The following is a 26982-nucleotide window of genomic DNA, read 5'->3' as shown; positions in this document are numbered from 1 at the left end:
GGCTTAGAATACATTCGACGTATACATTCTGTCCTTTCACATGCTGGTGTACCATCAGTGAAGGTTTTGTATTCATTGCACCAAACGTTTCAGCTGCCCGCGGCTGAGAGGAAATTTTAGTTTCAGGTTTTGGTTTATCATGGTTGCATCCTAGCAGAGAAACTACACATAAGGCCGTCGTTAATAGTAAGCGCATAATACCATTCCTTTATCATTCGTTTCTCCATAGTGTTTACAAACTCTTTGTTTTTACTCATGACGTGCAAAAATCTCTGCATCGCTATGTATGCAGAGATCATTGATTTTTCATGGACTGAAACATATGAAACATCATGTTTGCCATTTGAATCGAATTCGAAAACTTTTCGACTTTATGAGGAATCGTTTGTTTGTAGTAGTGCTTGGATTCTAATTCAAATTTCTCCAGTTCTTCAGGATTTCTAGATAAACGCCGGTACCACATTGGCTGTTCACGAACAAAGTCGTTGAGTTTAGGACGAGACTGCATATACTCGTATATATCTTTTCTCATTGCGTTTAATCTTTCCTAAAGCCAAATGGATTCCCTGGCCCGGAAGCTGCTCCTCCACCGGATGGCTTAGATGGTTGAAATTGCTGCAGTACTTGTTGAATATTCGAAATAGCTGAATTTACATTTGTGATATGATTTTGCATTTGATTCAAGTCCATGTTTTTCAGCGAGGATACAATTGTACCCATAATATCTTTTTTCTCCTCTGTTGCAGCAGCTGGTTCAGCCTTTGCACTTTCTTCTGAACGATATGCCTCCCACATTGGATCTTCTGCACCGAATAAATACCAATCTTCATAAAGCTCTTTCCACGTTTTTTGCTGCTTTCGAACCTGTTCTACTAATTTTGGATGTGATTTTACAAATTGTTTAAATTCCACAACGGACGGATGAAGCTCTCGTTTGGTTTCCTTCACAGTCACTCACCTCATACTTAAATATAGCCTACTATATCTTAGAAAAAGAGAGCTCGTTTCGTGCACCTATTTCAAAAAAATTTTTATAGCTGTTTTTTTGAAGAAGCACGAACTGTGAACCAGTATGTAATGAAAATAGATAAAATGCTTAGCCAAAATGTAAAATAACCAATTTCAGACATATATGCATTGAGCATGCTGTATCTTGGCATCATAGAAAAAACGTAATCAATGATATCATTATGTACGGCCCATACAGCGGCAACAGCTAAATGCCATAATTTAATCCGGTAAAACGGCACGTATAAAAGCCCTTGAAAAGCCATTGCTGCATGAGAAGCCATTAACATAAGCATCATCCAATCGATGTATCCTGTTAACACATAGACCAATACATTCATTACGACGGCCCAAATCCCGTATTTAAACAGCGTGATCATGGCCAAAGCTTCAAACAGTGAAAAATGCTTTCCAAGTAAAAGACCGATAAGTACAATAACAAAAAACAAGCTTGCCGTTGGACTATCAGGCACAAATAATAAAAACTTCTTAGGTGTTTCCGCTAATTGACTCCCATACCAAATATATCCATACATTGTTCCTAGTATATTCACAATCAGCAAAAGCGTTAAAAAACGCTTATCTTTTAAGGTATACCATAACCAAGCCATTTAGAAAGTCTCCTTTACATTTAATCTCTTCTTTATTATGTACAGTTTTTGAACAATAGCAAGCACCTATCTCCTTGATGTGAAACACTACATTAAATAAATTCAAAAAAACCAGCCCTTTGGCTGGTTTTCACTATTCTTTTCCTAAGTTGCCGACAAACTCCGAGAGCGTTTTCAATTCTTTATCTGAACCTTTGAAAACACCTTTTGGCATATTACCTCTACCATTTTTTGCAATATTGGCGATTTCTTCAGGAGATAAATCAATTCCTGTTAAAGCCGGAGCCGCAGGGCCTCCCTGTAAGTTATCACCATGACAGGTCAAGCACGTTTGCTCTTGCATGATTTTGTAGCCTTCTGAATTTTTGTCAATCGCTACTTCTTCTCTAATTTTCCCTTGCTCTTCACGCGCTTTCCAATCCACCTGTGTCGCTGACTGCCACGTTAGGAAATAGACTGCTGCTATAGCCAAAAGCATGAATCCTGTTGCAAACGGCCTCTTAGCTGGTCTTCTTTCTGGTCCTCGATCAATGAACGGAGCAAGCATTAATGCGCCAAATGCAATCCCTGGAATAATAAATGCACCTATAATATTATATGGACCAGAAGCAAATGAATATTTAAGCAACTGATATAGGAACAAAAAATACCAGTCAGGAAGAGGCAAGTACCCCGTATCAGTCGGATCGGCAATACGTTCAAGAGGAGATGGATGAGCGATGGTTAAACAYAGATAACCGATTAAAAAAACTGCCCCTACCATCCATTCTTTTAGTAAAAAGTTTGGCCAGAATGCTTCTGTTTTCCCTGGAAATTCAGAGTAATCTTTTGGAATATTGGGTTTTCGTTCTGCAGGAACACGTGAATCTCCAACAAACTTCATCCCTTTACCACGATGCATGTTCTCCCTCCTTTTTCTCACTGTTCTAGTGAAAGTACTAACAACGGAGTATGTGCTTGATGCATATGATGACTAGTGTGATTGAATACTTGAATAAAGCGTATAAAATTTTATAGTGGTCCTGAAATTCCTTGTTTACGAATCATTAAGAAGTGGGCACCCATTAAGCCAAGTAGGGCTCCGGGTAAAAAGAATACGTGAATGGCGAAAAAGCGAGTTAGTGTTTGAGCACCAACGATGTCTGGATGTCCTGAGAGTAATGTCTTCACTTGCTGGCCTATAATTGGTGTGGATTCAGCAATTTGCAAACCTACTTTCGTTGCAAAGAGCGCTTTCATATCCCACGGCAACAAATAACCTGTAAAACCTAAACCTAACATAACAAAGAAAATTAACACACCCACAATCCAGTTTAACTCGCGGGGTTTTTTGTATGCTCCTTGGAAGAAAACACGAAGTGTATGTAAAAACATCATGACGATAACCAAACTTGCTCCCCAGTGATGCATACCTCGAACAATTTGTCCGAAAGCGACTTCATTTTGCAGATAATAAACGGATTCCCATGCATTTTTTATATCTGGTACATAATACATGGTTAAAAACATGCCTGATAAAATTTGAATAACGGTAACAAAAAACGTTAATCCACCAAAACAATACACAAATGCTGAAAAGTGATGTGCAGGATTTACGTGCTCTGGCACTTCATGATCGGCCACATCTCGCCATAAAGGAGTAATATCTAGCCGTTCATCCACCCAGTCATAGATTTTATTCAACATTTTCTATGCCCCTCCTTGTGGTTTGGCTTTTCCTAGATATAACGTACCGCCTTTTACTTTTTGAACGTATACATCTAACGGTCCCATCGGTGGTGTCCCCGGTACATTTTTACCGCTTTTTTCATACATTCCCCCATGACAAGGACAGTAGAAACGGTGTGGATAGTTTTTGTCACCAGCCCAGTTAACCGTACAGCCTAAATGCTTACAAATTGGTGACAGCGCGACGATTTCACCTTTATCAGTTTTGTACACCCAAGCCGATCTTGGCTCTTCTGATTTATGCCACGCATCCACTTGCTTGATTTTAAAATCGACACGTTTCGGCTCTTTTGTAATGTCTTTAACCTGCGCCACAGCTACTAAATCCTGACCCGCTTCTTTTTCTAAAATTGGATCTACTGCAAAGCGCACCATTGGCATTAACATTCCAGCAGCCATGAATCCCCCTACACCAGTGAGCGTATAGTTTAAAAACTGTCGTCTTGATACCCGATCACCCATGCTTTTCCCCCCTTTAAAAAAGTTCAGTCCAGAGAATTTTGGACACATGATGGACCATTCTATTAAACTAGGACATAATCATGATATATTAATATTTCTGGAAGGTCAATACAATAAAAACCTAAAACATGGAAATAACCTTTATTTTTCTAAATTTTTTGTCATTGTTTTGTTTGCGCTTCCATTGCTTATTCTACAGTCTTTTTAAACACTCCATCTCTCTACAAAAATCGGTAAGAGCTGTTGAACTTGTTCATGTATGAGCGTATACTTATGCGACTCATCTATATGCTCAAGCGGTAAAGCAGGTATCCAAATGCAGTACGCCCCTATTTCTTTTTCAAACTGCAGCCAGTCTCGGTCGCTAGTAAGCACAAAAAGATGTTTGACTTCATTGTCATTTATATGCTCATTCCAACGAAGTAATGTTTCATAAACAGCAGCTACTCCATCTTTTTTTAAGTATGTAAAACTAGGTGTTAAAATCACTCTTCCTTTAAATTGCCTCTCTAACTCTTCAGTAAGAGCAGTCGTATATTCACTCATAGATGCAGTAAGCTTTAAATCTTCTCCGAAATCAATCGGAATGAGTGGAACCAATACAGTATCAACATAACTTTTGGATTGTAAGTACACATCCATTTCCTTGGCCTGAAGCTTCAACTTCCTTCTCCTCTCAGCAAGCCCGCTAAAGCTTGTCTTATTTATTTTCCAAAATGAATAAGGAGATAAAAAAAGAGATTGACCTTTTTCTAAGAAGCTAGCCAATCCCTCAGTTATCTACTGTACATAATGGTTATTTAAATATTCGCTTAAGCGCTGAAATTCCTCTTTATCGTTTTCATCTAATGCTTTATCAATTAGTTCCATGATTTTTGATCGCTGAAACTTCTGAATAGATTCTTCCAATATTTGCTCAGCTAATACTCTGTCTTTTTCATTTGTTTGATTAGCTTTTGGCATATACGGATTGTCTTCCAGTACAGCCACATATTGAGGCGATGAATACAACGATCGGAAGTTTAATTGAATATAAATGTCTTCTTCTCGATTCAAACGAATATCATGAAATGATTTTTCTGCATCGGTTGTCATGATATTTTCTTTATAAAAACGAAATGGAGGGTCTTCCACACAGTGCGTAGACATCACCATCCCGCGAGGACAAAACTGTGCTTGCTCAACGAAGTGAACTCGTTTCATCAATTGATCATGGCTCATCAAATAATTTAAAATCCATACACATTCTCTTCGCTTCAGCTGATAATTCGTTAAAAACCAGCGAACAAATTCTTTTTTCTCGTTGACAGTAACAGGGGTCGTCATATTCTCACTTCCCTCCTCTGTGTTTAAACTCTCAGTTAAAACACCTTTTACAGTTATTTATTCCACACGGCAGCAATAAAATCCTCTGAACTATTATTTATTCTTCTAATTGAAATAATATGTCTTGAATTTCATCTACTGTTGGATCCATTGCTAATAAGGCTTGGAAAATCCCCTTCGCTTTCGAGCGCTGTCCTTCTTCTAATAAGAAGTAGCCATACTCTTCTAAAAACGCATACTCTTCTTTAAAAACAGTGTATGCAGATTCGTAGTATTTTAGCGCTTCTTCATAATTTTCTAATTCTTGGTGAGCTTTTGCTAAATCCCATTCAAAATGAGGGTCATGCTCATTATATTCTTTGGCGTGCTCTATATTCTCTACTACATCTTCATATCTCTCTTGACTCATATAAAGTTTAGAGAGAGTTAAAATGGCTTCAATATACCCTGGATCTAGTGCAATCGCTTGTTGAAATGCCGATTCAGCGTCTTCTTCTAGACCGCGCTTTAATGCTATCTTCCCTTTAAAAAAGTAAAGTTCTTTTTGAAATTCATCCTGCGCAATACCTTCGTTAACAGCCACCGCAGCCTCTTCTAGCATCTCTTCATGTTCATATGATTTTGCTAAATATAAATAAAGAGAATGGTACTCACGGTCTAGCTCTTTTAGTTCTGTGAACTTTTCAATAGCGGTCTGATAATGACCTGCTTGATACGCTGAAATCGCATATTCAAATAGTGTGTTAATCTCAAGCTTATCTTTTAGCGCTTGATCAAAGTAAGGAAGCGCTTCTTCAAACTGACCGATACCTGCTAAACTTTCAGCTAATCGCTGACGAAGATCCGTGCCGTTAAATTCTTTTTCTGTTTTTAGCAGCGTTTGATAAAAAGGAATCGCCTTTTGATAAATTCCTTGACTGCTGTAAAATTCACCGAGCCCAAAATCTATAACCGGCTCATTTGGAAGCATTTTTTTCGCTTCCATTAACTTTTGCTCACTTACTTCACTAAGGCCTTGCATTTGATATAAGTCAGCTACAAGAAGCAGAGCTGGCACGTAGTTATCATCTTCGCTGCTAATTTGATTTAAAATATGAATCGCTTCTTCTTCTTCTTCTAAATCGATAAGCATTTCAGCTTTTAATAAATACAGCTCGCCTTCTTCTGGGTATTTAGCGATGAGCTCGTCTATTAAAGGCAGCGCATCATTTACTAGTCCCCACTCTTGAAGCTGTTCAGCCATTAAAAATTTTTCTTCGTCTGTAGCTTTATCTTTCAATTCATGAATAAGGGCAAGACCTTTTTCAATTTCATTGGATTCTACGTAACCTATCGCGCGGTCTAGTTCTTTCACACACAATTCTCCTTTATTATTACATTCACTTTTTATATACAAATAAAACGAATTAATTTTCTATTTTTTCCAAACCGAAGCAAGAACACTTGCTTCTATACACCATGATAAAATAGTTTGAGCGTTTGTTCAACAAATCAATTTGAATGCGCTTACATTATTCGAATGAAAATCCGAACGAGTTTGATTCTCTATCAAGAATATCAATTCATCGTTCGGATTTTCCTTCAACCAAAATGCGCTTGTTCCAGCCTCTTTCTTATTCGCTTAGTTTATCAAGATCTTCAAAGAAAGTAGGATAGGAGACGTGAATAGCTTCACTTCTCATTAGTGTTACCTCTCCCGTTGCAATGGCTGCTGCGACCGCAAGCATCATTCCAATTCGATGATCTCCATAGCTGTCTACTTCACCGCTTTTTAGAGCCGTCTTGCCTTCAATGATGAGGCCATCAGCTGTTGGAATAACAGAGGCACCTAGCTTGCTTAACTCCGTTGCAACCGTATCGATACGGTTCGTTTCTTTTACTTTTAATTCTTCGGCATCTTTAATAACTGTTTTCCCATTCGCCTGAGTCGCCAAAAGAGCGATCACTGGAATTTCATCAATTAAACGAGGAATTAAATCCCCCCCAATTTCAATCCCTTTCAACTGAGACGTTTCAATCGTCAAATCGCCAATAGGCTCTCCATTTTGAATACGTTCATTAGAAATTGTAAGGCGTGCACCCATTTGCTGAAGCACATCAATAATACCTGTTCTTGTAGGATTGAGTCCGACGTTTTTCAAAACGATTCGGCTGTTTGGAACAATGGCTCCTGCAACAAGAAAGAACGCAGCTGAAGAAATGTCACCAGGTACGTATACATCCGTTCCGCGCAGAGATTGTCCTCCTTCAATGCTTACAGTCGTTCCATCTACCTCTACGTCTACTCCAAAGGCGCGAAGCATACGCTCTGTATGGTCCCGTGATGTAAAAGGCTCGGTTACTTTTGTTGTGCCTTCCGCATGAAGTCCCGCTAGTAAAATCGCTGATTTTACTTGTGYACTTGCTACAGGAGAATGGTAATGAATTGCTTTTAAAGCTCCTCCTCGAGTGGATAAAGGCGTATATTGGCCGTGCTCACGCCCATCAATCTTTGCACCCATAGAGCGCAGGGGCACCGTAACGCGACTCATAGGACGCTTGGCAATCGACTCATCTCCAATTAGAGACGTATGAAATGGCACACCTGCAAGAATCCCAAGCATTAAACGAGTAGTCGTTCCTGAATTTCCTACATCTAAGATGGAAGCAGGTTCACTTAACCCTTCGATACCTTTACCTTCCACTTCGACATACTCGTCTTCTCTTTTAATCGATACGCCCATCTTTTCAAAACACGAAATCGTACTTAAGCAATCTTCCCCCGCTAAAAAATGATTAATCGTTGTTTTCCCTTCTGCCATCGCTCCGAACATCACAGCTCTGTGAGAAATCGATTTATCTCCAGGAATAGAAATTTCTCCTTGGAGAGATGAAAGATTAGTTTTTAATTGTTTTCCACTCATTTCATTCACACCTTTCGTACATTAAGAAATAAACGTCTGATATTGATGCTGATGGAGACACGCTCTTGCCCGCTTTCTATCTTCCTCTGTTTGAAAGCTCAAACGTAATACTCCGTATATGTCTTCTCGTGTTTCTAAAATTCGAATGTTTGTAATACTGATTTCATCTTCTGCTAAATAACCCGTTACTTCTGAAATAATCCCCGGATAGTCAGGAACATCCACATAGAGATCATAAAAGGATGGAATCGCTCCTTTGGTTCGTACAGGAAGCTGATCTCTAAATTGTTTTGCTTGTGAAAAATATGTATAGATATCGTTCGCGTCTTTTCGTTCGATCATATTTCGCACGTCGTTCATTTCTTCAAGCCAGTGGTCAAACATTGAAAGAAGCGCATCCTGGTTATGAAGCAAGATATCTCTCCACATCGCTGGACTGCTTGAAGCAATACGTGTAATATCACGAAACCCTCCAGCTGCAAGCTGCGAAACTAGCTGGTTGTCTTGTTGGTAATATTCTGCTTGATGAACAAGGCTTGCAGCAATAATATGAGGAAAATGGCTGATGACACCCGCTAATTTATCATGTTCTTTTGGTGACATCACAATAATTTTAGCTTTTGTACCACTTAGCAATTCCTTTAAACTGCCTAAAGCCTCCGAAGAAGTAGAAGATGAAGGTGTTAATACATACATTGCATTTTCAAACAAATGAGCTTTAGAAGCAGCTACTCCGCTTTTATGAGACCCCGCCATTGGGTGACCGCCGATAAACTCAATACCTTTAGCAATAAGAGCTTCCGCTGTTTTCACGACCTCTTCTTTTGTACTTCCTACGTCTGTGACGATAACAGACTGTTTAAGCGTAAAATGTTCTAACTGTTTTAGCACTTCCGCTGCTTGAGTGACCGGAATGGCAATAACAATATAATCCGCTTGCTCCGCGCCTTGTTGTAAAGAAGAAGCCGCTTGGTCAATTACACCTAGGGTTTTGGCAAGCTCCAGCTGCTCTTGATTAATGTCAAAACCTATTACATCAAGATGATGATGCGTCTTTTTTATATTAAGTGCCAGCGATCCTCCAATTAACCCCAAACCTATAACAAAAACATTTTCTTTCACTTTCCTTCACCTCATTGTACATATGAAGATGAGAGTGTGAAATCACACTCTCATCTTTTACTATATTAGGTATTAAGCTTTCGCTGCTGCTTGGTTAACAAACTGCTGAAGCAATTCAATAATTTGTTCATTTTGTTCTTTTGTTCCCACTGTAATACGAACGGAAGTTGGGAAGCCTAATGCATTCCCTGAACGAACAATAAATCCGCGTTGCAATAAAAATTGAAACACTTCATCGCCTTGACGACCAAAATCGATTAGAACAAAATTAGTGAAAGACGGATAATAGTTTAAGCCATTCTTATCACAGAAAGCATAGTATTGCTGCAAACCTTCTTCATTTTTCTTTTTACACTCTTCAATGAACGCTTGGTCTTCAAGAGCAACAATTGCTGCTTTTTGAGCCATGCGGCTTGTATTAAAAGGTTCACGAGCCGGCTCAATTTTTTGTAGCAATGATTCGTTTGCAATACCGTAACCAATGCGCAAAGAAGCTAAGCCGTATGCTTTTGAAAATGTGCGAAGTACAATTAAGTTTTCGTATTCATTCAAAAACTCTACCGTATCCGGATAGTCGGCTTGATCTGCTGCATACTCAAAATAGGCTTCATCCATAACGATTAATGTATGCTTAGGAACTTGTTTCATAAAAGAAATTAACTCATCGCCCTTCACATACGTTCCCGTTGGGTTATTAGGACTGCATACCCACACAATTGTCGTATTTTCATCAATTGCACGAAGCATAGCATCTAAATCATGATCTCCGCCGCGCAGCGGTACTTCACGAATTTCTGCACCTTCAATTACGGCATTGTGCTTATATTGAGGAAATGACGGCGTCGGCATGACAGTATTTGTATCAGCCGATAGCAAAGCTCGGCAAATAATTTGAATGACTTCATCAGACCCATTTCCAAAAATCAGCTGATCTTGCTCTACGCCTACGTGCTTTGCTACTGCTGCACGCAGTTCAGCTGCATAGCCGTCTGGATAAAGCGCCATATTTTCGATTTCTGCAGCAATCGCCTCTTTTACTAAAGCAGAACTGCCGTAAGGATTTTCATTAGATGCTAATTTTACAACGCGATCTAAATTAAATTCACGCTTTACTTCTTCAATTGGCTTACCTGGTTTATATGGAGATAAAGTTAGTAATTGTTCTTTTACCTTCAACGTGTTACACCTCGCATTTTTGTATAGGCGAAACGATGGATGCAACATACTCCTCAATTTGATTTAATCCGTCCCGGCGTGTATCCTTATTTAAAAGAACTTGTTCAAGCTGGCCAATTTTATTAACAATTGCACTTCCAATTACAATGCCGTCGCTATGTTCCTTTAACACCTCTACTTGTTCACTTGTTGAAATCCCAAAACCGACGGCAACCGGTATAGAAGCTGCTGCTTTCACATCTTCTAAAAAGGTGCCAATATCAGCTGGCAACGTAGAGCGAACCCCAGTAACGCCTAAAGACGATACGCAGTATAAGAAGCCTGTTGCATCTGCAGCGATTTTTTGGATACGCTCTTTAGATGTAGGAGCAACCATTGAAATGTACGCAACTTCATTTTCAGCGGCAAGCTCTCGGATACGGCCACTCTCTTCGTACGGTAAATCCGGAATTAGCACTCCATCTATTTCATTTTCTCGCATTAACGCGAAAAAGGATTCTAAACCTAATTGTAACACAGGATTAAAATAGGTAAAGAGAATTACCGGTATTTTCACACCTTTTTTTCTCATCACCGATACAAGCTTAATGGCTTTTGAAATAGACATGCCGCCAGATAAAGCTCTTTTAGATGCCTCTTGAATAATTGGACCATCTGCTAAAGGGTCAGAATATGGTACGCCTAGTTCTAAAATAGAAGCACCTTGCTTTTGCAAAGACAAAGCAATTTCCACCGTTGCATCTTCATGAGGATCTCCTGCTGTAATAAATGGAATAAACAATGTTTCATGTTTAGGTAGTCTCGCTTCAAACGTATTCATGTTCTTCTTCCTTCCCTTCTAGCAAGTTTACTAATGTATGAACGTCCTTATCTCCTCGACCTGACAAGCAAATTAAAATGGTTTCTTCTTTCGTCATGCTTTTAGCCAGTTCAAATGCTTTTGCCAGCGCATGGGCGGACTCAATAGCCGGGATGATTCCCTCTGTTTTCGCCAGCAGCTGAAGAGCTTCGATTGACTCATCATCCGTTACACTTTCATATTCTACTCGTCCAATAGATGAAAGGTGAGAATGCTCTGGACCGATACCTGGATAATCCAAACCTGCTGAAATAGAATAAGGCTCTGTAATCTGACCATTTTCATCTTGAAGTAAATACGTGAGCGTTCCGTGAATAACACCTTTTGTGCCTTTAGCCATTTTAGCAGCATGGAGGGCTGTATTTAGTCCTTTCCCTCCTGCTTCTACGCCGATCAAGCGTACATTTTCTTCTTTAATAAAATCATAAAACATTCCGATTGCATTACTGCCGCCTCCGACGCATGCCACGACAGCATTCGGAAGTTTGCCTTCTACCGCTGTAAACTGTTCTTTTGCTTCTTCTCCAATAATTTTTTGGAAATCTCGAACCATTTTAGGATAAGGGTGCGGTCCAATAGCCGAACCAATTAAGTAAAAATGATCTTCACAATGTTGAACCCAATAGCGAATCGCTTCATTTGTTGCATCTTTTAGCGTTTTTGTTCCAGAAGTTGCAGGAATGACTTCCGCTCCTAGAAGCTTCATGCGAAAGACGTTCAATGCCTGACGTTCAATATCTTCTTCTCCCATGAATACTTTACATTCCATTCCGAACTTTGCAGCTACTGTAGCTGTGGCTACCCCATGCTGACCCGCTCCTGTTTCAGCAATAATTTTTGTTTTTCCCATACGTTTAGCAAGTAAAATCTGTCCAATGGCATTATTGATTTTGTGAGCACCCGTATGATTTAAGTCTTCACGTTTTAAATAAATTTTTGCCCCGCCGAGCGTTTCGGTAATATTATCAGCATATGTTAAAGCCGTTGGTCGCCCAGAGTAGTTAACAAGTAAGGATAGATACTCATCTTTAAATGCCGGATCTTTCATTGCTTGATTCAAAGCTGCTTCTACTTCTTCAAGTGGCTTCATTAATGTTTCAGGTACGTATTTTCCGCCAAATTCACCAAAGCGGCCAAATTCATCAGGATGATTGTATGTCATAGTATGATCTTCCTTTCAATCTCTATAATTTTTGTATAGTCCTTCGTTCCATTTGTTTCAATACCGCCAGAAATATCAATCGCCCCAGGCTTGTAGGGTAACAAGTTTTCAATGTTACAAGCATTGATTCCTCCAGCAATAAAGCATTTTTTACCTAACCTTTGGGCAGCTGATTCATACTGAGGAACGAAACTCCAATCAAAAGCGACGCCCGTTCCTCCAAATTGTTCTTTAACCTTGCTATCAATTACATACCCGTCAGCCTCTTCATATACATGCATTTGCTGCACCGTTTCTTTATTGTGAGGGAGCGCTTTCCACACTTCATATCCACGCTGCTTTAACCGACGTACGTCCGCAGCTGTTTCTTGCCCGTGGCACTGAATTACATCTAAATTTGTTACGGAGGCAATTTCAATTATTTGATCTACCGGTGTATTAACAAATACCCCTACTAGCGAGACTTGTTTTTTTATTTCATCCGTTACAAACTCATTTACTCGTTCAGGCTTTACATATCGTTTACTTCTAGGATAGAAAATAAAGCCAATGTGAGTAGCAGCCGACTTTTCAATTAAAGCTATATCTTGTTTTGATCGAATACCACAGTACTTAATGAGCATATTCACTTTCCCCAAACAGCTTTTCAATCGCTTTGGTTTGATTATCCTGCCTCATAAGCGATTCCCCTACTAAAATAGCTTTTGCTCCCGCTTCTTTTACGTAGGAAACATCATCGTATAAGTAAATTCCGCTTTCACTCACTAACAGCTGATTTTTCGGAACATGCTTGGCGATTTCTTTGGTCTGCTGCACGCTGGTTTCAAACGTGTGAAGGTTTCGATTATTAATGCCAATAATCTTCGGGGTAAATACAGCTAGCAGCTTTTCAAGCGTTTCTAAAGAATGCACTTCTACTAAACAATCTAACTCTTTTTCAGCAGCTTGAAGATAAAGCTCTTGCAATTTTAATGGTTCAAGTGCTTCTCCAATGAGTAAAATAGCGTCAGCACCGATTCTTGCACTTTCTTCCACTTGAATGGAATCAATGATGAAATCCTTGCGAAGCACAGGGATAGAGACATGCTGTTTAATGTCACTTAAAAACGTTCGATTCCCTTGAAAATAGTGCTGATCTGTTAACACAGACAAAGCATCTGCTTTCCCTTTCTCGTAGGCTTTAGCAATTTCCACAGGCTGAAAATTCTCTTTTATTAATCCTTTGGAAGGAGAAGCTTTTTTCACTTCTGCAATAAGAGCCAGCTCTCGATTCGGATTTGATAAAGCGTCTAAAAATGATCGTTTTGCAACATTTTGCTGTTCGGGTAACTGTAAGTTTTGAATTTCTTCTTTTTTTGTTTCAATAATTTTATTGAGCATGTTCAACCACCTTTTTCGATTTCAATCGTTGTAATTGTGTGTATGCAGCACCTGATTCAATTGTTTCTAAAGCTACAGCTACTCCTTCTTCAAAAGTAGAAACATTTCCGCTAACGTAAATAGCTGCAGCAGAGTTTAATACGACTGCGTTTTTAGCAGTTACATTGCTTTTATTTAAAAATAGCGATTCAATAAGCTCGGCACTCGATTTCGCATCTTCTACCACTAAGTCTTCAAGCTTCCCTCTCTGTAAGTGTACATCCTCTGGTGCAAGCGCATATTCTGTAATGACATTGCCCTGTACTTCTACAACATCCGTTACATCCGTGGCACTGATTTCATCTAAACCGTCTCTGCCCGCAACCAGAAGGACGTGGTTAGCTCCCAGTACAACAAGCGCTTCTGCTAATTTTCGTGCAAGCTCAATGGAATAAACGCCAATTACTTGCTTTGTGCAGTTAGTAGGGTTTGCTAATGGACCTAATGCATTAAAAACCGTTCTAAATCCTAATTCCTTTCGAGTAGCAGCAACATGTTTCATAGCAGGGTGATAAAGCGGCGCAAATAAAAAGGACATATTGAGGTCAGCCACCGCATTTTTCACTTCTTTTTCATTTCCTTGAATCCATATATCCAGATGTTCTAACACGTCGGCACTTCCGCTTTTAGAAGATACGGCTCGGTTCCCATGTTTCGCAACCTTTACTCCCGCAGCAGATGCCACAATCGCACTAGCCGTTGAGATATTAAACGTAGAGGCCCCGTCTCCTCCGGTACCGCATGTATCTACTACGTTTAATTCTTCTAGAGAAATAGCATTCATATTATTTTTCATACCTCGGACAAAACCAACAATTTCATCGACGGTTTCTCCTCGATACGTTAAGATGGTTAGCACGCTAGCAATTTGAGCTGCCGGGACTTTACCGTTCATAATATCATTCATAATTTTTTCTGCTTCTTCCGCTGAAAGTGACTCACCGCGCAAACACTTTTTTAACAATTCTTTAAACATATACATCCTCCTTTTTATCGTAGATGTCTTGGGCTAATTGAATTGTTTTGATTAAAGCGCTAGCTTTATTGCGGGTTTCTTTCCACTCAAGCTCCGGTTTTGAGTCAGCAACCACTCCTGCTCCAGCCTGGATATAAGCGGTCTGGTCTTTCAAAAGAATGGTCCGAATCGCAATGCACGAATCAATGTTTCCATCAAATCCGAGATATGCTACGGTTCCTGCATATACATTTCGCGCAACTGGTTCAATTTCATTTAAGATTTGCATCGCTCGCACTTTTGGAGCGCCAGATACGGTACCCGCTGGAAATGCAGAAAGCAGCGCATCAATGGGATGTACTTTTTCGTCAAGGCGCCCTGTCACTTTAGAAATCAAGTGCATGACGTGCGAAAAGTTAACCTGCTGCATTAATACTGGTGTTTGGACACTTCCATACTGTGCAACTCGGCCGATGTCATTTCTTGCTAAATCCACGAGCATATAGTGTTCTGCCCGCTCTTTTTCATCGTTAATTAAGTCTTCGTATAAGCGCGCATCTTCTTCTGCATCCCTGCCACGTCTTCTCGTTCCTGCAATCGGATGAATTTCTAAATGGCCGTTTTCAATTTGAATCAACCGCTCAGGAGAACTTCCAATTAGCTCCACGCCTTTTACTTTCACGTAAAATAAATAAGGGGACGGATTAACTAATCGCAATACTCTGTAAATATCAAATCCAGCTACGGTCGTATCAATTTGAAATCTCTGCGACAATACGGCTTGAAAAACATCTCCGCTTTTAATGTATTCCTTAATTTTTTCCACATCTTGCACAAATTTATCTTTTTGGTATGACGATGTTACGCCTTCAAAGCTAACTTCGCGCTGCTCGCTTTCAAACATCATTGGCTTTTCTTTCACCGTCTGCGCTATTCTTTCAACATATCTATTGATCTCTGCTAAAGCTTCACCGTATTTTTCTTTTTTCTGCTGCTCTTTGTCTTGCTCATTAAGCTGAATGTAGTGAATCACCATAAGCTCTTTTGTTTGATGATTGTAAGCAAGCATCGTTTGACAATAGATAAAGTGAAAAGTAGGCATGTTCAAATCATTTTGGGCATGTACGTTCACTTTTTCAATTTGCGATACTGCGTCGTAGCTGATAAACCCTACTGCTCCTCCTTTAAAAGGAAGTGCAAGGTCTGGTACTTTCACTTTCAGCTCTTGCTGAATTTTACAAAACACCTCTTTAAAGCTATCTCCTTGCAGCATAGGCTGAAGCTGCTTATTTTTTGCTAGATAGGTTCCTTTTTCTTCCTCAACATACAAAAATGGATTTAAGCCAATAAAAGAATAATTGGACCATGGTGATGATTCATCATTACTTTCAAGCAAATATACGGCTTCATCTTTTACTTGTTGAAAAAGATCAACAGGTGTCATGCTATCKATAAATATTTTTTTTATAATTGGAATGGTTAAATACTCTGTAGAGTCTTCTAAAAAAGAAGTATACGTGTTCGTCATATCTTTCAATCCTCCATTTCATGGAGAATGAGAATAGATGAGGTTATATAAAAGAGGATATAATAAATAAACCCAAAGACACATCAAAAATGGGCCTTTGGGTATACGAATGGTAAAATTCACTCAACTAAACTCTGCTCAACTGTCTCATTCTCGGCTACCCTAATCTCAACTAAACTGTCTATTGTTTTCTCATAACTAAAATCTCTAAACTAACTTGTTACCAATTGTAGTACGTTTCAAATCCATTTGTCAACTACTATCTACTTGGCTTTAGACGAAACTAAGCTTTAAGCTCTTCATTCAGCAGTTTAAGAATCACTTCATCTTCTACTTGTTGAACAAAAGGTTTGCCTATGCCTTCAAGCAGTACCATGTGAACATTGCTTGATTTAGACTTCTTGTCCGCTTTCATTCTTACGAGCAGTTTTTCAGCTGAAAGATGCTTTGGGACAGACGTCTTGTAGCCAAATTTTCCAAACCATTTCGCAATGTCGTCCACAGAGAACTGACTTTTTTCAAGAACATTGCTGACTTTCATAGCAAACAGCATACCAATCGCTACGCCTTCTCCGTGACTGATTTGTCCATAGCCGCACTCCGCTTCGATCGCATGCCCTAGCGTATGTCCAAAGTTCAGGTGAGCGCGAACGCCAGCTTCTGTCTCATCTTCTTTTACAACAGATGCTTTGACTAAAATACCGTTTTGAATAGCATAAATTAATTTTTCATCTTGTAAATCAGTCAGCGATTGTATATTTCGCTGAAGCCATTTATAAAATGCTTCATCGTGAATAAAAGCGTGTTTAATCACTTCTGCAAAACCGGAACGCCATTCTCTTTCGGGAAGCGTTTTAAGAAGATCAATATCATAAACAACCGCTTCAGGCTGATAAAAAGCACCAATCATATTTTTTCCAAGCTCATGATTAATGGCTACTTTACCGCCTACAGCACTATCGTGAGCAAGAAGCGTCGTTGGCACTTGAATAAAAGAAATTCCTCTCATGTATGTAGCGGCTACAAATCCAGCTAAATCGCCTACTACTCCTCCCCCAAAAGCAATAACGAGCGCATTGCGGTCAAGCTGCTGTTCGAGCGCAAATGTCTGACAATCGTAGTAATGTTGAAATGACTTTGCATGTTCACCGCTTGGCACTACGTATTTAGCCACTTTAAATTTTGTCTCAATGGCTTTTACAGCCGCTTCTCCATAATATGAATCTACAGCTGAATCGGTGATGATTAACACGGACGACAGATTAGGTTTTACACTCTCGATAATAGAAGGCAGCTTTTCAATTAATCCATTTCCTAAATAAAGAGGGTATGTTTTGGATAAAGTTTGAATATCAATTTGCAACATTAAAACTCCCTCGCATGTGCACGCATTTTCTCAATATTTTCAGCAATTAAATCAATTCGGTCTTGTCCAAACTGTTCGATTAGCGCATCAGCCAATTCCCAAGCTACAACGGCTTCTGCTACAACGCTTGCCGCCGGCACAGCGCAGCTGTCTGAACGTTCGATGCTTGCCTCGAAGGCTTCTTTTGTTTCAATATCAACACTTTTTAACGGCTTGTAAAGCGTTGGAATAGGCTTCATTACTCCGCGTACTACAACTGGCATACCTGTTGTCATGCCGCCTTCAAAGCCGCCTAAGTTGTTTGTTTTACGGGTATACCCGTTCTTTTCATCCCATAGAATTTCGTCATGAACTTCGCTTCCTGGTCTGCGAGCCGCTTCAAATCCAATCCCAAACTCAACGCCTTTAAATGCATTAATGCTCATAACAGCTGCAGCAATCTTCGCATCTAATTTACGATCGTAATGAACATAGCTGCCTACTCCTGCTGGCACGCCTTCAATAATAACTTCTACTACGCCTCCGATAGAATCGCCATTTTTCTTAGCATCATCGATTGCTTGCATCATGTCCTTCTCAACAGCTGAGTCAAAACATCTTACTGGAGAAGCTTCAGTGACTTCTTGCAGTTCCTCTAAGCTTTTGTATTGAGGCGGATTTGCCTGTACGCCGCCAATTTCTAATACATGTCCAGCTACAGAAATCCCGAACTGAGCAAGGATTTGACGAGCGACTGCACCTGCTGCTACCCTTACAGTTGTTTCGCGAGCTGAAGAACGTTCTAATACATTTCTCATATCGCGATGACCATATTTAATAGCGCCGTTTAAATCGGCATGCCCTGGTCTTGGTCTTGAGATTTTGCGCTTTACTTCTTCTGATTCTTCTTCAGAAATTGGCTCGATGCCCATAATTTTTGTCCAGTGTTTCCAGTCGTTATTTTCTACCGCTAACGTAATAGGAGATCCTAGCGTATAGCCGTGGCGGACACCGCTTAAAATTTCCGCTTGATCTTTTTCAATTTGCATACGTCTTCCGCGACCATGACCTTTTTGTCTTCGCGCTAAATCTGTATTGATGTCTTCGGCTGTTAAAGGAAGCCCTGCCGGAACACCCTCTAAAATAGTAGTCAATTGTGGACCATGTGATTCTCCTGCTGTTAAATATCGCATAATCGTACCTCCGCTTAATATGTATTATTCGTCAGAATTTTTCCATTTTTAAATATGACTATACCATACTATAACATAAGAATGTACAAAAAGTTTCACCTCAGCTTTTAAGAAACCGCTTCAGGTTGTTTCAATTAAATGGTCTTTACTTTTCTGTAAAAAAACGTATCAGCAGTTTCAAATCCATACTTTTGCGGAGTAAAAACCTGTTCTGTGCTACCTACAAATAAGATGCCGCCAGGTGCTAAAGCTCTGCTAAATTTTTCATATAAAGCATGCTTTGCTTCATCTGTAAAATAAATAAGCACATTTCGACAAACAATCAAGTCAACGTTTTTTGGAAAAGAGTCTGACAGTAAGTTATGTTTCTGAAAAACAACTGTTTTTTTGATTTTTTCATCTAATAAGTACCCGGTTCCTCTTTGTTGAAAGTACTTATTTTTCATCGAAACAGGCATCTCCTGAAGTGAACGTTCATCATAAAAGCCTATTTTTGCTTTTTCTATCACTTTTTCATCCAAATCAGTCGCTAATATAGAAATACGCGAAAGAGGAAAAAATGTTGATAAAACCATCGCTAGTGTATATGGCTCTTCCCCTGTTGAACAGGCAGCGCTCCACACTTTCAGGTCTGTTTTTCCTTTTACAAGAGCCGGTAAAATTTTTTGCTCCAATATATCCCACCGCTGATAGTTACGATAAAACTCTGACACGTTAATCGTCATCCGATCTAAAAACTCCTCAAGCAGTTCGCTGTTACTGCTCATTGCTCGATAATATTCAAAAAAACTAGAAAAACCTTTTTTTTCATACAGGGAGGTGAGGCGGCGTTTCATTTGAGACTGCTTATATAGTGATAAATCAATGCCTGTTTTTATTTTTATTTTCTCCACAAACGTGTCGTATTCATCTATCATTTTTAACTCTCCTTTCTCATTTCTATACGTTTATGTTAGACGTATAAGGAAATAAAACCTTTATATACGCTTAGCTTCTTATTAATATATCGGAATACATTGTGAAAATGTTTATGTAGAGAGATATTCGCAATCAATAGCCTAGAACCTATGTATAAACACAATAAAAAAGACGAATGAAAATTCATTCGTCTCCTTGCGCTATCTAAATTAGTAAATCCAAGCGTCTGCGTCTTTTTTATAGAAAGTCAGCTCTTCACTTTCAAAGAATAAGCTGATTTCACGCTCCGCACTTTCTGGTGAATCTGAGCCGTGAATAATATTCTTATCGACAATCAGTCCATAATCACCTCGAATAGTTCCAGGAAGCGCTTCTTGAGGGTTAGTTTTCCCCACCATTTGACGTGATACTGAAATCACGTTTTCACCTTCCCATACCATAGCAAAAACTGGACCAGATGTGATAAATTTCACTAACTCACCGAAGAAAGGTTTCTCTTTATGTTCACCGTAGTGTTTTTCAGCTAATTCTTGCGAAATATGCATAAGCTTAGCTCCGACTAATTGAAAACCTTTTTTCTCAAAGCGAGAAATAACCTCACCAATAATGCTTCTTTGTACCCCGTCTGGTTTGACCATTAAAAACGTTTTTTGTATCATTTTACTCTCCACCCCTGAAGTTCATGATATGTAAACAAGTTTTGAAAGCGCAATCACACCTCATGAAGATATTAACATTGTTTCGAGCAGTTTACAACTTATGAAAGTAAATAAATCAAAATTTCCGTTTTCCAATGTACTTCGCAATTTGATGCAGCGTTTTTTTCGCCTTGTTTGGCGGCAGTTCTTCTAAAATGCTCATCGCTTTTTGCAGATAACGATCGCTCATCTCAAATGAACGTTCAATGGCGTTAGAAGATTTAATATCAGAAATAATTTCATTGATCAGCTCTTGCTCATATTCCCTCTCGAAAAGCTGTTCTACTTTATCTCGAAACTCAGCATTTTCAATGGCATACAAAACTGGCAGCGTAATATTTCCTTGCAGTAAGTCGCTGCCAACTGGTTTCCCAAGCTGTTCTTCTGATGAGATAAAATCTAAAATGTCATCGGTAATTTGAAATGACATTCCCACGTAATATCCAAACCAAAATAAACGTTTATGTATATCTTCAGGAGCTCCCGCTGCAATTGCACCTAACTGACAGCTTGCAGCAATTAGCAGTGCCGTTTTACGTTTAATTCTACGCAGATACACGCGTAAGTTTTGGTTTAGGTTGTATTTGTCCTTAATCTGTTCAATTTCACCGAGCGTTAATTCCACCATCGTATTAGATAAAATTTTATGTGCTTCCACATCTTTAACCTCACTCATAACTTCAAGCGCACGAGCAAAGATGTAATCCCCTGTATACATAGCAATACGATTGTCCCATTTTGCCTTAATTGTTGGTTTTCCGCGTCGCTTATCAGCGTCATCAATAACATCATCATGAACAAGAGACGCCATGTGAATCAGCTCAAGCGCTACTGCCACGTGTTTGATTTGGTCGATGTTGTAATGCCCAAATTTAGCTGCCAACAAAACAAATACAGGGCGAATTCGTTTCCCCCCTGCTTGTAAAAGGTGAAGAGAAGCATCTGTGATAAGTGTTTCATCGGTATGAACAGTTTGTTCAAGTTCTTTCTCAATAAGGGTAATATCCGTATTCAAAAAAGCGTACATCATTTTTAGTTTCATTGGACTCACCTTGCATTATATATTCATTCTTTACTCCTTATCCTACAGGCTGTTGCACCTGTAGGACAAGCTTTTTCTCTTTTATCGTTTGTACCCTAGATGCATCGCTGCTACTCCACCTGTGTAAGATTTCACTTCAACATCTGTCAAACCGGCTTCACGGAACATATCAGCCAATTGCTTTTGACCTGGAAAGTCCCTTGCTGACTCTTGAAGCCATGAATATTCATCATAGCTTTTAGCGACCATCTTTCCAAGCGCAGGCATAATATACTTAAAGTAAAGCAAGTACATTTGTCGGTAGCCGACCATCGTGGGCTGAGACGTTTCAAGGCAAACCACTTTTCCGCCAGGTTTCACGACGCGCTGCATTTCCTTTAACACTTGAAGGTAATCGGGCACGTTGCGCAGTCCGAATCCAATCGTTACATAGTCAAATGAATTATCTTCAAAAGGAAGTTCCATTGCATTGCCATGTAGTAAGGTAATATTTGAAAAAGGTGAGTTTTTTACTTTCTCTTCACCAATCTTTAGCATATTTTGACTAAAATCCAGGCCAACTGCCTCTCCTGTTTCTCCAACTGCTTCAGCCATAGCTAGCGTCCAATCCGCAGTTCCGCAACAAACATCTAAAGCTTTTGTTCCTTTTTGAACATTCATTCGCTTCATCGTATCTTTGCGCCATGCCTTATGACGCTGAAAACTAATAACAGAATTCATTTGATCATAATTTTTGTATATTTTTTCAAATACGCCATGGACACGCTGTTCTTTTGATTGCTGCATATCTCTATCCTTCTCCTACGACATTTTTCAGCACTTCTAAGCTAGATGTAAGTTCATCTAAGTGCTCTCTTAAAAACTCATTCATCACAAATTCACTTCGTAAGTATCCTCTAACAATGTTTACAGACTGTTGAGTATACGAATAAAGGTATTCTTTTATTTGTTCTTGATTCATACCAATTTGTTTGCAATAGTTTAGCAAGAGAGTAGGCTCTTTATGCTGTAATGACTTTAATTGCTTTAATATCCCGTTCAAATACGCTGCATGTTTTAAAAGTTCTTTCCACTCTTCACGTTCAAAATAGTCACATAAGCATCTTACAAACGATGATTCTGCTGCTAAAAAACTATTCATAACGTCGTGTGGATTAGTAGAACGATTGTTATAAATGTGTATCTTAGCGATATTAATTTCTTTAATAGCAGATGCTATAACTTTCATTAAATTCAGCTGGTTGCTTTGAGCTAAATAGTAATAGTACAGGCCGCTGTAATAATCTCCGGCCAAAACTACCAGCTGCCGCTCATGCAGCTTTCCTTCATTTCCGCTAACATTTTGAGTGGAGACTAGATCGTGGGTATCAAGTGCGGTTTGAACGAGCATCACAGATAGCACAGAGCTGTTCTTTTTTTCTTCTTCCATTGAGAGAGTATCTAAGAACGAACACATGTACAGTAATCTATTTTCATCAATACGCGGATGATGAATATATTTTTTTACATATGGATGACTTAATTCAACATGAAGCTGTTCTTTCATGTTGGCCACAATATCATAGATGGTTTTTACGCTCATCATCCTTGTCTCCCTTTCCATCACTATTTGTTTAAAGTTCTTTTAACTCCAAATCGATAGTGTCAATTATAACATAATTACATTATAAAATATCCTTTAAATTCTTTTGAAGCTTTTTCACGGTTTAAATCATTTAGCTGCTCATCCGCTTGAACACCGTTCATCTACATACCATCTGGATTTCTTAGACAGTAATTTAAGATATTGCTTTTAGTTTCACCATGTTTTTCCTGTTCTTATTCATTTATTTTAAATATAAATAAAAGCAGGAAAATCCCTGCTTATTTTTTCGTATCGGATTCAATTTCTCCGTGAACAGTCTGAATGACGGCTTTGCCACGAATTTTAATTGCGGATGTATGCTCAGTAAACTGCGCAATCATTACTTCGCCTTTATCTAGTTTTTCTGAATGATGAAATCGCGTATCTGCTCCTCGCGTTAAGCCAATTACGTTAACTCCATCTTCGACCGCTTTAATGACAATATACTCAGGCGTTCCTTTTTGTGTCATATTCTCTTCTCCTTCATCATCCACATTATGATTTAATCAGTGATAAAACTTCAGCTCTAGAACTTGCATCGTGTTCTAACACTCCGCGTACAGCAGAAGTGATTGTCATAGCTCCAGGCTTTTTAATGCCGCGCATGGTCATACACATGTGCTCTGCTTCCACTACTACCATTACCCCGTGCGGCTCTAATGTTTCTACAATAGAATCCGCCACTGTAGATGTAATTCTCTCCTGAAGCTGAGGACGTTTTGCAACAGCTTCTACTGCTCTTGCCAGCTTACTTAAACCGGTCACTCGTCCGCCTTTTGGAATATACGCAACATGAGCTTTTCCATAAAAAGGAACTAAGTGATGTTCACACATAGAGTAAAAAGGAATATCTTTTACAAGCACTAGCTCTTCATGATCTTCTCCAAAAACTGTTTTAAAATGTTCTTTTGGATCTTCATTCAACCCGGAAAAGACTTCCTCATACATTTTAGCTACTCGCTTTGGTGTATCTAATAATCCTTCACGGTTTGGATCTTCGCCAATTGCTTCTAAAATTAGTCTCACGGCTTGTTCGATCTGTGGTTTATTTACAGATGACATGTTGTTGCCCTCCAATTCGTTGCATTACGACTTTATGAAAAAAATTCTAGCATATGTATATACCAAAGGCAAAAAAGAAAGGTCGCAAATGTGCGACCTTTCAAAGCTCTTCATCAACGGCTATGAATAAAGCCATTTTATGTAGATATTATTTTACAGCATCTTTAAGAGCTTTACCTGGTTTGAATGCAGGAACTTTGCTAGCAGGAATTTCGATTTCTTCGCCAGTTTGTGGATTGCGTCCTTTACGAGCAGCACGTTCACGTACTTCGAAGTTACCAAAACCGATAAGTTGAACTTTGTCCTCAGCTTTTAAAGCTTCTAAAATTGTATCGAAAACAGCATCAACTGCTTTTGTAGCATCCTTTTTTGAAAGCTCACTTGCTTCTGCAACAGCATTAATTAATTCTGTCTTGTTCATGCCATTCACCTCCTCCCAAAATCGGATCATATAATAACTAAAAACCTTGTTAGAAAAGGAATCTAGTAATTCGTTATATCTCATTCTTTAACAAAACAAATGGATATTATACATAACCTATGTATCGACAAGCCTAATCATAAACGATTGAACTAAATAATTCAATGTTTTTCATTCATCTGCCGTATGTATGTAGTGAAAACAGTATGATCGATCGATTTCTGTTAAAAGATTAACATATTGAACAAGGCATAGCAAGCAGAAAATAACGCAGGAATAGGATAACCACGCGATCTATCACAATATATGTAAAGTTTTGTATGATCTATCCAAAAAGAAGAGGCTCCTTTATGAGGAGCCTAACGTTACATGCTTATAGAATAATCGCGATTAAACCTCCGGATCCTTCGTTAATAATCCGTTCTAGCGTTTCTTTTAACTTGTATCGTGCATTTTCAGGCATCAGCGACAGCTTTCCTTGAATCCCTTCTCTTACGATTGAACTTAGAGAGCGGCCAAATATATCTGAATTCCAAATTGAAAGCGGATCATCTTCAAAGTCTTGCATCAAATAACGAACTAATTCTTCGCTTTGCTTCTCCGTTCCGATAATCGGCGCAAATTCTGATTCTACATCCACTTTAATCATGTGTATTGAAGGTGCCACTGCTTTTAAACGAACTCCAAAACGCGATCCTTGGCGAATAATTTCAGGCTCATCAAGGCTCATATCCGAAAGCGAAGGTGCAGCTACACCATAACCCGTTTGTTTAACCATACGAAGGGCATCAGAGACTTGATCATACTCGGTTTTTGCATGCACAAAATCTTGCATTAACTGCAGCAAATGATCTCTTCCGCGAATTTCTACTCCCACGATTTCTTTCAAGATCTGGTCGTATAAGTCATCTGGAGCATATAAGTCAATTTCAGCAATTCCCTGCCCCATCTCAATTCCGGCTAATCGAGCCTGATCGATAAACTCAAACTGGCTAAATTGCTCTACTACCCGTTCAACGTCTCTCAGCCTCTTAATATCTTTTACCGTTTCTTTAACGGCTTCTTGATAGCTTTCACGCAGCCAATGTTTATCTTTTAAAACCATTACCCAGCTTGGTAGATTAACGTTGACTTCTAATACAGGGAACTCGTAGAGTGCTTCTCTTAATACGTTCATCACATCAGTATCGCGCATGCTTTCCACACTCATCGCTAATACTGGAATATCATATTTTTCATTAAGCTTTGCACGAAGCTTTTCTGTATCAGGATGATATGGCTGTACGGTATTAATAACCATGATAAATGGTTTGCCTACTTCTTTTAGTTCATTAATGACGCGCTCTTCTGCTTCCACGTAATCTTGACGAGGTATATCTCCAATTGAGCCATCTGTTGTAATGACGACACCAATCGTTGAGTGTTCTTGAATTACCTTTCTCGTTCCAATTTCAGCCGCTTCGTGAAATGGAATTGGTTCTTCATACCAAGGTGTATTGATCATTCGAGGTCCGTTTTCATCTTCGTACCCTTTAGCGCCTGGCACCGTATATCCTACACAATCTACTAACCGTATGTTAACTTCTAGCCCGTCATCTACCAAAACATTAACTGCTTGATTCGGTACGAATTTCGGCTCAGTTGTCATAATCGTTTTTCCAGCTGCACTTTGTGGTAGTTCATCTTGTGTGCGAGCTCTTTCTGCCTCGTTCTCGATGTGAGGCAGGACCACCAGCTCCATAAATTTTTTAATAAATGTAGATTTTCCTGTTCGAACTGCTCCCACCACACCTAAATATATATCGCCTCCTGTACGTTCAGCGATATCTTTAAATACATCCACCTTTTCCAAAAGATCCCCTCCGATCTATGAGTTCATGGAATATGACATCCATTGCGAGAGTAAATTAGGACACTATATAGTTATGACGTTGTCCTATTAAAATATGACTTTTGATAGAAAAATTTATGATTTTTTTCATGCACATGCTGACTTAGTCATTCTGATTATCATTATTGGTGTACAAGAAAGAGAAAACCCCTTCTCTCTGAATATTATTCAAGGAGAAGGGGTTCATGACTTATTTTTTTAAAAATATTGGTTCATTCTTATCGTTGACTGTATAAGGAAGAGAGTAAGCAGGTACAAAATCACTGTTTTCCACAAGGAGCTTTCGTATATCTTCACCAGGTTTGTAGGAGCTTTTATGCTTTTGAATGGCATCATACAAATCAGGACGATAATCTACAAATACATCTCCCTGTCCATTAACAATTAAAGAAAGACTATTCCCTGTATATGGGCTAGTAACGACAGGAGGCTCTTTCATATTCAATTTTTTATAATTAATAGAGAATACGCCGGGAGCGATGACCTCTTTAAACGGTACGTACCCTTTATGATTTTGACGGTATATATT

Annotated in this window: 29 protein-coding genes and 2 pseudogenes; all 31 read right to left on the bottom strand. The window is 39.1% G+C overall.

Features of this window, described 5'->3' with window-relative positions:
• Positions 1-196: pseudogene (locus AC1DRF_RS05700) on the bottom strand (hypothetical protein); the annotation flags it as partial.
• Positions 197-295: 99 nt separating this feature from the next.
• Positions 296-532, bottom strand: a complete 237-nt coding sequence (locus AC1DRF_RS05695) for a YlbE-like family protein (protein ID WP_013058988.1) — start codon at positions 530-532, stop codon at positions 296-298.
• A 5-nt stretch (positions 533-537) separates the two neighbouring features.
• A complete protein-coding gene (ylbD, locus tag AC1DRF_RS05690; RefSeq protein WP_013058989.1) occupies positions 538-948 on the bottom strand; it encodes a YlbD family protein in 411 nt (136 codons plus the stop codon).
• An 83-nt stretch (positions 949-1031) separates the two neighbouring features.
• Complete coding sequence (lhaT, locus tag AC1DRF_RS05685; RefSeq protein WP_427075238.1) at positions 1032-1619, bottom strand: lipoprotein heptaprenylglyceryl N-acetyltransferase LhaT; 588 nt, start codon at positions 1617-1619, stop codon at positions 1032-1034.
• Between the two features lie 133 nt (positions 1620-1752).
• The gene (locus AC1DRF_RS05680; RefSeq protein WP_025750391.1) at positions 1753-2520 is read right to left on the bottom strand and encodes a menaquinol-cytochrome c reductase cytochrome b/c subunit; all 768 of its coding nucleotides are present in this window, start codon (positions 2518-2520) and stop codon (positions 1753-1755) included.
• Between the two features lie 110 nt (positions 2521-2630).
• Positions 2631-3305, bottom strand: coding sequence for a menaquinol-cytochrome c reductase cytochrome b subunit (gene qcrB, locus AC1DRF_RS05675; RefSeq protein ID WP_013058992.1), 675 nt, complete (start codon positions 3303-3305; stop codon positions 2631-2633).
• A gap of 3 nt (positions 3306-3308) precedes the next feature.
• On the bottom strand, positions 3309-3809 hold the full coding sequence (locus AC1DRF_RS05670) for a QcrA and Rieske domain-containing protein (protein ID WP_013058993.1): 501 nt from the start codon (positions 3807-3809) through the stop codon (positions 3309-3311).
• A 204-nt stretch (positions 3810-4013) separates the two neighbouring features.
• Positions 4014-4472 carry a YpiF family protein gene (locus AC1DRF_RS05665; protein WP_477740412.1) on the bottom strand — a complete coding sequence of 153 codons (459 nt, stop codon included), beginning with the start codon at positions 4470-4472 and terminating at the stop codon, positions 4014-4016.
• Positions 4473-4589: 117 nt separating this feature from the next.
• On the bottom strand, positions 4590-5135 hold the full coding sequence (locus tag AC1DRF_RS05660) for a ReoY family proteolytic degradation factor (protein WP_013058996.1): 546 nt from the start codon (positions 5133-5135) through the stop codon (positions 4590-4592).
• 97 nt (positions 5136-5232) lie between these two features.
• Positions 5233-6495 carry a tetratricopeptide repeat protein gene (locus AC1DRF_RS05655; protein WP_272911060.1) on the bottom strand — a complete coding sequence of 421 codons (1263 nt, stop codon included), beginning with the start codon at positions 6493-6495 and terminating at the stop codon, positions 5233-5235.
• A gap of 253 nt (positions 6496-6748) precedes the next feature.
• Positions 6749-8038 (bottom strand): 3-phosphoshikimate 1-carboxyvinyltransferase, encoded by a 1290-nt coding sequence (gene aroA / locus AC1DRF_RS05650; RefSeq protein WP_477740411.1) that lies wholly within the window; start codon positions 8036-8038, stop codon positions 6749-6751.
• Positions 8039-8059: 21 nt separating this feature from the next.
• Positions 8060-9160 (bottom strand): prephenate dehydrogenase, encoded by a 1101-nt coding sequence (locus AC1DRF_RS05645; RefSeq protein ID WP_043976398.1) that lies wholly within the window; start codon positions 9158-9160, stop codon positions 8060-8062.
• Between the two features lie 72 nt (positions 9161-9232).
• Complete coding sequence (hisC, locus tag AC1DRF_RS05640) at positions 9233-10336, bottom strand: histidinol-phosphate transaminase (protein WP_025750397.1); 1104 nt, start codon at positions 10334-10336, stop codon at positions 9233-9235.
• A gap of 4 nt (positions 10337-10340) precedes the next feature.
• A complete protein-coding gene (trpA, locus tag AC1DRF_RS05635; RefSeq protein WP_013084883.1) occupies positions 10341-11156 on the bottom strand; it encodes a tryptophan synthase subunit alpha in 816 nt (271 codons plus the stop codon).
• The gene (gene trpB / locus AC1DRF_RS05630; RefSeq protein ID WP_013059002.1) at positions 11143-12357 is read right to left on the bottom strand and encodes a tryptophan synthase subunit beta; all 1215 of its coding nucleotides are present in this window, start codon (positions 12355-12357) and stop codon (positions 11143-11145) included. The genes trpA and trpB overlap by 14 nt, the downstream gene beginning before the upstream one ends.
• Positions 12354-12980: a phosphoribosylanthranilate isomerase gene (locus AC1DRF_RS05625; RefSeq protein WP_043976393.1), complete on the bottom strand. Its 627-nt coding sequence runs from the start codon at positions 12978-12980 to the stop codon at positions 12354-12356. The genes trpB and AC1DRF_RS05625 overlap by 4 nt, the downstream gene beginning before the upstream one ends.
• Positions 12970-13737, bottom strand: coding sequence for an indole-3-glycerol phosphate synthase TrpC (gene trpC, locus AC1DRF_RS05620; RefSeq protein ID WP_013084885.1), 768 nt, complete (start codon positions 13735-13737; stop codon positions 12970-12972). Before trpC ends, AC1DRF_RS05625 begins: the two co-directional genes overlap by 11 nt.
• A complete protein-coding gene (gene trpD, locus AC1DRF_RS05615; RefSeq protein WP_377572660.1) occupies positions 13727-14752 on the bottom strand; it encodes an anthranilate phosphoribosyltransferase in 1026 nt (341 codons plus the stop codon). Before trpD ends, trpC begins: the two co-directional genes overlap by 11 nt.
• Positions 14745-16259 (bottom strand): anthranilate synthase component I, encoded by a 1515-nt coding sequence (gene trpE / locus AC1DRF_RS05610; RefSeq protein ID WP_043976388.1) that lies wholly within the window; start codon positions 16257-16259, stop codon positions 14745-14747. Before trpE ends, trpD begins: the two co-directional genes overlap by 8 nt.
• Positions 16260-16542: 283 nt before the next feature.
• Entirely contained in the window at positions 16543-17625 is a 1083-nt protein-coding gene (gene aroB / locus AC1DRF_RS05605) for a 3-dehydroquinate synthase (RefSeq protein ID WP_427075242.1), read from the bottom strand.
• The gene (aroC, locus tag AC1DRF_RS05600) at positions 17625-18797 is read right to left on the bottom strand and encodes a chorismate synthase (RefSeq protein ID WP_427075243.1); all 1173 of its coding nucleotides are present in this window, start codon (positions 18795-18797) and stop codon (positions 17625-17627) included. The genes aroB and aroC overlap by 1 nt, the downstream gene beginning before the upstream one ends.
• A 134-nt stretch (positions 18798-18931) precedes the next feature.
• Complete coding sequence (locus AC1DRF_RS05595) at positions 18932-19714, bottom strand: CheR family methyltransferase (protein WP_427075244.1); 783 nt, start codon at positions 19712-19714, stop codon at positions 18932-18934.
• 210 nt (positions 19715-19924) lie between these two features.
• A complete protein-coding gene (ndk, locus tag AC1DRF_RS05590; RefSeq protein WP_230183138.1) occupies positions 19925-20374 on the bottom strand; it encodes a nucleoside-diphosphate kinase in 450 nt (149 codons plus the stop codon).
• A gap of 115 nt (positions 20375-20489) precedes the next feature.
• Positions 20490-21455, bottom strand: coding sequence for a heptaprenyl diphosphate synthase component II (hepT, locus tag AC1DRF_RS05585; protein WP_013084891.1), 966 nt, complete (start codon positions 21453-21455; stop codon positions 20490-20492).
• 81 nt (positions 21456-21536) lie between these two features.
• Positions 21537-22241 (bottom strand): demethylmenaquinone methyltransferase, encoded by a 705-nt coding sequence (gene menG / locus AC1DRF_RS05580; RefSeq protein ID WP_034649078.1) that lies wholly within the window; start codon positions 22239-22241, stop codon positions 21537-21539.
• Between the two features lie 4 nt (positions 22242-22245).
• A complete protein-coding gene (locus AC1DRF_RS05575) occupies positions 22246-23037 on the bottom strand; it encodes a heptaprenyl diphosphate synthase component 1 (protein ID WP_244856518.1) in 792 nt (263 codons plus the stop codon).
• Positions 23038-23318: 281 nt separating this feature from the next.
• Positions 23319-23549 (bottom strand): trp RNA-binding attenuation protein MtrB, encoded by a 231-nt coding sequence (gene mtrB / locus AC1DRF_RS05570; RefSeq protein ID WP_013059014.1) that lies wholly within the window; start codon positions 23547-23549, stop codon positions 23319-23321.
• A 25-nt stretch (positions 23550-23574) separates the two neighbouring features.
• Positions 23575-24141 carry a GTP cyclohydrolase I FolE gene (folE, locus tag AC1DRF_RS05565; protein WP_013059015.1) on the bottom strand — a complete coding sequence of 189 codons (567 nt, stop codon included), beginning with the start codon at positions 24139-24141 and terminating at the stop codon, positions 23575-23577.
• Positions 24142-24289: 148 nt separating this feature from the next.
• Positions 24290-24562, bottom strand: a complete 273-nt coding sequence (locus AC1DRF_RS05560; RefSeq protein WP_013059016.1) for an HU family DNA-binding protein — start codon at positions 24560-24562, stop codon at positions 24290-24292.
• A 373-nt stretch (positions 24563-24935) separates the two neighbouring features.
• The gene (gene spoIVA / locus AC1DRF_RS05555; protein ID WP_013059017.1) at positions 24936-26414 is read right to left on the bottom strand and encodes a stage IV sporulation protein A; all 1479 of its coding nucleotides are present in this window, start codon (positions 26412-26414) and stop codon (positions 24936-24938) included.
• Positions 26415-26643: 229 nt separating this feature from the next.
• Positions 26644-26982: pseudogene (locus AC1DRF_RS05550) on the bottom strand (hypothetical protein); the annotation flags it as partial.

Source organism: Priestia sp. P5_B4, assembly GCF_056400385.1.
The sequence above is the reverse complement of the archived record's forward strand: the minus strand, read 5'-3'. Positions and strand labels throughout refer to the sequence as shown.

Coding starts and splice junctions, on each gene's coding strand:
- aroB (WP_427075242.1), bottom strand. CDS start 17,625: ATGTTGCAAATTGATATTCAAACTTTATCCAAAACATACCCTCTTTAT.
- mtrB (WP_013059014.1), bottom strand. CDS start 23,549: ATGACACAAAAAGGAACGCCTGAGTATATTGTCATTAAAGCGGTCGAA.
- lhaT (WP_427075238.1), bottom strand. CDS start 1,619: ATGGCTTGGTTATGGTATACCTTAAAAGATAAGCGTTTTTTAACGCTT.
- qcrB (WP_013058992.1), bottom strand. CDS start 3,305: ATGTTGAATAAAATCTATGACTGGGTGGATGAACGGCTAGATATTACT.
- folE (WP_013059015.1), bottom strand. CDS start 24,141: ATGTCATCTGTAAATAAACCACAGATCGAACAAGCCGTGAGACTAATT.
- AC1DRF_RS05560 (WP_013059016.1), bottom strand. CDS start 24,562: ATGAACAAGACAGAATTAATTAATGCTGTTGCAGAAGCAAGTGAGCTT.
- menG (WP_034649078.1), bottom strand. CDS start 22,241: ATGCAGCAATCAAAAGAACAGCGTGTCCATGGCGTATTTGAAAAAATA.
- AC1DRF_RS05670 (WP_013058993.1), bottom strand. CDS start 3,809: ATGGGTGATCGGGTATCAAGACGACAGTTTTTAAACTATACGCTCACT.
- AC1DRF_RS05575 (WP_244856518.1), bottom strand. CDS start 23,037: ATGAGCGTAAAAACCATCTATGATATTGTGGCCAACATGAAAGAACAG.
- AC1DRF_RS05625 (WP_043976393.1), bottom strand. CDS start 12,980: ATGCTCATTAAGTACTGTGGTATTCGATCAAAACAAGATATAGCTTTA.
- trpB (WP_013059002.1), bottom strand. CDS start 12,357: ATGACATACAATCATCCTGATGAATTTGGCCGCTTTGGTGAATTTGGC.
- AC1DRF_RS05660 (WP_013058996.1), bottom strand. CDS start 5,135: ATGACGACCCCTGTTACTGTCAACGAGAAAAAAGAATTTGTTCGCTGG.
- trpA (WP_013084883.1), bottom strand. CDS start 11,156: ATGAATACGTTTGAAGCGAGACTACCTAAACATGAAACATTGTTTATT.
- AC1DRF_RS05695 (WP_013058988.1), bottom strand. CDS start 532: ATGAGAAAAGATATATACGAGTATATGCAGTCTCGTCCTAAACTCAAC.
- ndk (WP_230183138.1), bottom strand. CDS start 20,374: ATGATACAAAAAACGTTTTTAATGGTCAAACCAGACGGGGTACAAAGA.
- aroC (WP_427075243.1), bottom strand. CDS start 18,797: ATGCGATATTTAACAGCAGGAGAATCACATGGTCCACAATTGACTACT.
- hepT (WP_013084891.1), bottom strand. CDS start 21,455: ATGAAACTAAAAATGATGTACGCTTTTTTGAATACGGATATTACCCTT.
- trpD (WP_377572660.1), bottom strand. CDS start 14,752: ATGTTTAAAGAATTGTTAAAAAAGTGTTTGCGCGGTGAGTCACTTTCA.
- trpC (WP_013084885.1), bottom strand. CDS start 13,737: ATGCTCAATAAAATTATTGAAACAAAAAAAGAAGAAATTCAAAACTTA.
- AC1DRF_RS05595 (WP_427075244.1), bottom strand. CDS start 19,714: ATGATAGATGAATACGACACGTTTGTGGAGAAAATAAAAATAAAAACA.